Source organism: Bradyrhizobium sp. CCBAU 11357 (assembly GCF_028128865.1).
Classification (GTDB): domain Bacteria; phylum Pseudomonadota; class Alphaproteobacteria; order Rhizobiales; family Xanthobacteraceae; genus Bradyrhizobium.
In genome coordinates this window covers 1-4549 of the sequence record NZ_LBJW01000055.1, presented here as the reverse complement: position 1 = coordinate 4549, position 4549 = coordinate 1, and the positions used below count along the sequence as shown (strand labels likewise).

The following is a 4549-nucleotide window of genomic DNA, read 5'->3' as shown; positions in this document are numbered from 1 at the left end:
GGTGTCGGAATTGTCTCGCCCGTCGATCGTCGTTTCCGGAGCGGGCTTACTGTCGAGCTGGACTGGAGCACCAGACCTTGTTCCCTCGGCTGTAGCGTGAGCTGGTGCGTTCCTTGATTGGGAGGCGCAGCACTTCCCATGCGGAGGTGATGACGCCAGAGCGCGATGCTCCGCGGCCCCGCTTCAAGCCCGCAGCTTTCCGGGAGGCGTTCGAGCGGTCCATGAGCGCTGCGCAGGTTATGCCAACACCGACGAGCCGGGATCATCTGTGAGGCTCGCATCGTAAGAACCTGGCCAGCGGAAAGCGAGTTGATGCCCGTCCATGAGGAGCGCAAACACGAGATTGGGCCCGAAGGATCGGATCAGCGACCGCGCATGGTCGACGCGAGCCAAGTCTTCACAGATCGGCTGTCAAAGCGGACCGGTTGCGGAAAACGTCCATGGGATGATGCGATGGCCGATCTCCAGATATTCCCACCACACGTATTTCGTGGACAGCTCGTCTTGTAAGCCGTAGGACTCGATCTGCTGGCCTCGAGCTGCCAACGATGATGCTTGCACCTGGAATGAGTTGCCGCAACTCTCTCGCCGAAGCTGTTGGCATAGAGAGTCGAGACCGCAACGAAGTTCCGAGAAGGCCGTTACAGTCCCTCGACGCACCGGAGATCACGAGGTCAATCGAAAGATGGTGATCGCAGATGTGCCTGGCCAGAGCATCATGCGCGCTCCAGTCGAGCGCGTATTCCGGCAGAACGATCCCGTTCGCAGGCTTTCGCTTTCGACGCGCGTCTGCGAACAGCCGATCGATGAAGAAGACGAAATCACGTCACCCTCTTCAGTGCTCCATTCCTCATCGGTGGCGCTCGGTGTGCCTCCTCCGGGCGGAGCCACTTTTGTCGACGCGAAAACGTCCCCAACGATTCTTATTTCCCTTCTTGTCGCGATTCACTCGGCCACGGAAGCAACCTGCAGGGATGGCGTAGGGAAAGGGCACCAGGAGGACATTTGGACCTGGTCTGATTGTTGCCGTAGTTCGCTTCGGGTTGGCGCCAGTACGCCTTCGTGTAGCCTCTCGGCGGTAGGAGCGTCAGATTATGACCGAGCGTCCGGATCGAGCAGCCCAACTCCGTTGTCCTGCTTTTTAAGGCTGCCGGTTATAGCCTATTGTTTTCGAAATGAGTGAAATCGGGTGCTAATTCGGGTTCGGAGCAATGCCACAGGCGGGCCCTGTTCGGTTTCGATGGAGCACGCTCGGCACACGGAACGGCAACGATGATAGCCCCACTGGGAACATCGAGAGCGTCTGCCGGACTTGACGCAAATTGACCCGGACAAGCCAGGTTTTGTCGGCGAGAATGAAAGGTGTTCCCAGGGCTGGCGCCCGGCCCTGTGGCAGCTCCCGTGCGTGTCCGGAATGTGAGGGCCATATCAGGCGCGGCGAGTCCCAGGACGCGATCATGACGCATCTCATTCGTGTTTCTGGACGCAGTCGCAAAGTTCGGTACGCTGGCAACCCCACTTGCAGGCCACGATGAGAACTGCGAGATTGCAGGCGTGAGCGCTTCTTTTGGAGCCATCTACCGAAATCGGTCCGCACAAACGTTTGTATGTATTGGACAGGCGCTTCGAGGAGCTAAGTTGAAACGGCGAAAGAGGGCGCTGGCAGCGGAGAGGCTTCCTGGGCTTGACGACTTGTTCGCCCTCGTTTGGGACAAGGCAATGGCTTCCTTCGACCTCTCGGGTCGGAGATGATCTCGATGGGCACTTCAATGAGTACTTTGATTCGCCTCCGCTACAACACAATGGCCGATGAAAGCCCGGGCGGCGAATGGAGATGGCGCGTGATCATGGAGAGAGATGGCGGTTATGAGGAAGTTCTCGTAAAAGAGCTCTCGATCAACGTGCCGTCATTCTCCCAGGCAGACGAGATGCCCGTTGTTGGGCGCAAGTACCATATTGCTTGCCACGGCACACTCACGGTGAAAGACGGTGTCGGTACCATCAGGTGAACCGAATGAGGCCGCCTCGATTGAGCTGAGCCGGCTGGCTCGTCCTCACGCTCTAGCCATCTGTCGTGGACTTAAACGGGCGACTGAAGCGATGATCCCGCCAGGCGCCTCGTCAGCAAGGCTGGTTGAAGTTCTATTAGCCGCCCTCTCCGGTTGCCGCCTTCGCCCCCCGTTTTTGTAAGCCTCACGCCCACCAGGATTGAGCGGGTTGAAATCATGCGCGTCCACTTTTTCGCATCGTCTGCTCACGCCGCATCATATCAAGGGGCGTAATTCGCCAATCTTAACGCAGTCATGAAACGCCACAACGATTCGTAGCTGAATCCTTTTGAAGGGATAACCAAGGAGTGATTCGTTCGCTGCCTTCATAGTCTCAAATTGATCATCAATGCGTCTTTGGTGTTGTTGACCAAGCATCAAGAGGCCCCTGCGAACATTTCAACCGATCACGCTTTTGGTTGGCGTAACATGGGGAAGAATGGTGGAGAACCGCCGACCTGGACTTCCGTCAAAACACTCCAACCTTGTTGAGCATAAAGTCGCATCGCGTGCGGACTGGTCGCCTCCAAGTGCACAGGTCTCTGCGCGGCATCTGAGATCTTGGTCGCGTGCCGAAGAAGACGTCCTGCGAGCCCTGATCGCTGATGTATGGGATCAATGGCTACCATAGTGACATACCAATGCGGCTGATGCGGATGGTACTTACCGAACGTTTCAAAAACTCTTTCGGTTTCGGAACGCCGGTGCGCAGGAACGCTCCTTAGAAGGAATTCCATCATGCTGGTGTTGTCGCGCTTTTCGCCAGCTGTGTCCCATAAGATGGCTCCCTTGTCGCCGTGGTTAAGGTATGCGCCGCTCGAATATGGACTGCCGCAGTAATGCTTAATAATTCCGTTAAAATGCTGCAGGTACTCCCGCGGTTCAGGGTACAGCCACCTCAACAAAGGACACATCGTAAATGCGGTTGTTAGGATCGCAAGGACTCTCGAGTAGTCCTGAAGATCGATAGCCTTGATCGATAGTGCGTCCCCATTGGCGGATTGCATAGTGCCTCCTTGCGCTGCCAGTGCCGAACTGTGGCCCTACCGTTCTAGTGCTTTGAATGCACCGACCGCGTGGCCAAAAAACTGCGGTAGCAAAAGCCAGGCCAAAGAATTGTGTGGCTCGTCTTGCTTCTTGGAGTGGAATGTCGTCTTCGCGAGGGACGGGGACGCGGTTGCCGTCGGGGAGCTAGCGGTTGCGAAAGCGCTAGCCCGGGCTGGCTGATGCGCAACAGCCACCCGAAGGTAAATATCCGCACAACATTGAGTGAGATGATTCACTCTTCAGACGCTCGGGATTTACCCCACGAGGGTTTCAACGTTCCTTCGCTCTCCTGCCGCCGCGGAGCCCCGCGAACTGCCGGTGAGGTGCGGGAGCCGCTCCGCGGGATGATCCTGTTGAGCTGGGCGGATCGCTGGCCGGGCAGAACAGCCGCCGAAGCCGGCGATCCCTACGAATCTCTCCGAGCCTTCGCGGCCCATAGGAACGCTCGGCCCATACCGTGTCAAAAATCTTACGGCAAGCGATTACCGAAGACGTGAAGCCACCTCGCGGGCGATTGCAGAGGGCGCTTAGCGATTTCACCCGACGTTGGTATGAAATTTTCTGCCTCCGCTCGCGCCGCCGCACGCAATTGCGCCATCGCCACTGATGCCTACGCAACGCGCGCGATCGCAGTGCTCTGCATCAATTAAAGCGTAAGGTTTCTAACATGAAAGGCGCTCATTAAGGCTAAGTCTGAGCCCGGACTCTGTCTACGCGACGAACCCGTGCCCATGATCGGACCGACTGATCTCTTGATCAGGGTCACAAGAAGACCGGGATTTGCGGTACGGATATTCATATTTTCCGCTGGGACGAGTGGGCTCGTAAAACGGTGCCTGCGCCCATGGTGGTGGGCCACGAGTTCGCGGGCGAAAGAGTTAATCTCGGCTCGGCCGTTCAAGGCCTTGCATGCGGCCAGCGTGTGACGGGAGAAGGCCATGTAATCGCAATGCACGGTCTGGCCTAGGCCGCCCGGACCGCATTTCTGAAGGCACGTAAATTGCTGGATAACGAGCAGGAGCTGGCGCAAAAAACGCAGGCCGCAGCGACTATCTCGGAATTCTAATGAGGCTGATCCGATCTATCTTGTTCCACCTGAATTTGATGCTGCTTGCACCTGAACTTTCAGACGCAACGAGTGCTGCCGCTGGCGCAAGTCCTTCGAGCGTCAAAGCTGTGGCGACATTCAAGCAGAATGGTCCCCGGGAGGTGCCACCAAGCTTCAGGAATGGCGGCCCCTACGACAGCCAAACGAGGCTAGCCGCACCCGGTCAACCGGCGGACAACTTCCGGCCGGTCAAGCTGGCTGGCAATTCCGCGGGGCTGGAACCCAGCCTTATATGTATGATCCGCACGCCCCAACGCCCGACAGTCAATATCCTCGATGGCGGGTACTGTCCAGAATCTTTCGCACTTTTGATCAGGCGACGGCTCCGGTTTCAGAGAGTTGTGGC

General features: G+C 57.4%; 2 protein-coding genes and 1 pseudogene. 2 read left to right on the top strand and 1 reads right to left on the bottom strand.

Translation table 11 applies throughout. From position 1 onward, the window contains the following. Positions 1-1757 precede the first annotated feature (1757 nt). Positions 1758-2009 (top strand): hypothetical protein, encoded by a 252-nt coding sequence (locus tag XI05_RS09135; protein ID WP_172789611.1) that lies wholly within the window; start codon positions 1758-1760, stop codon positions 2007-2009. Positions 2010-2455: 446 nt separating this feature from the next. Here XI05_RS09135 and XI05_RS09130 read toward each other — a convergent pair whose 3' ends face one another. Then, entirely contained in the window at positions 2456-3055 is a 600-nt protein-coding gene (locus XI05_RS09130; protein ID WP_271500773.1) for a GNAT family N-acetyltransferase, read from the bottom strand. A 720-nt stretch (positions 3056-3775) separates the two neighbouring features. Here XI05_RS09130 and XI05_RS09125 point away from each other — a divergent pair. Continuing rightward, positions 3776-4050: pseudogene (locus XI05_RS09125) on the top strand (alcohol dehydrogenase catalytic domain-containing protein); the annotation flags it as partial. Between the last annotated feature and the right edge of the window lie 499 nt (positions 4051-4549).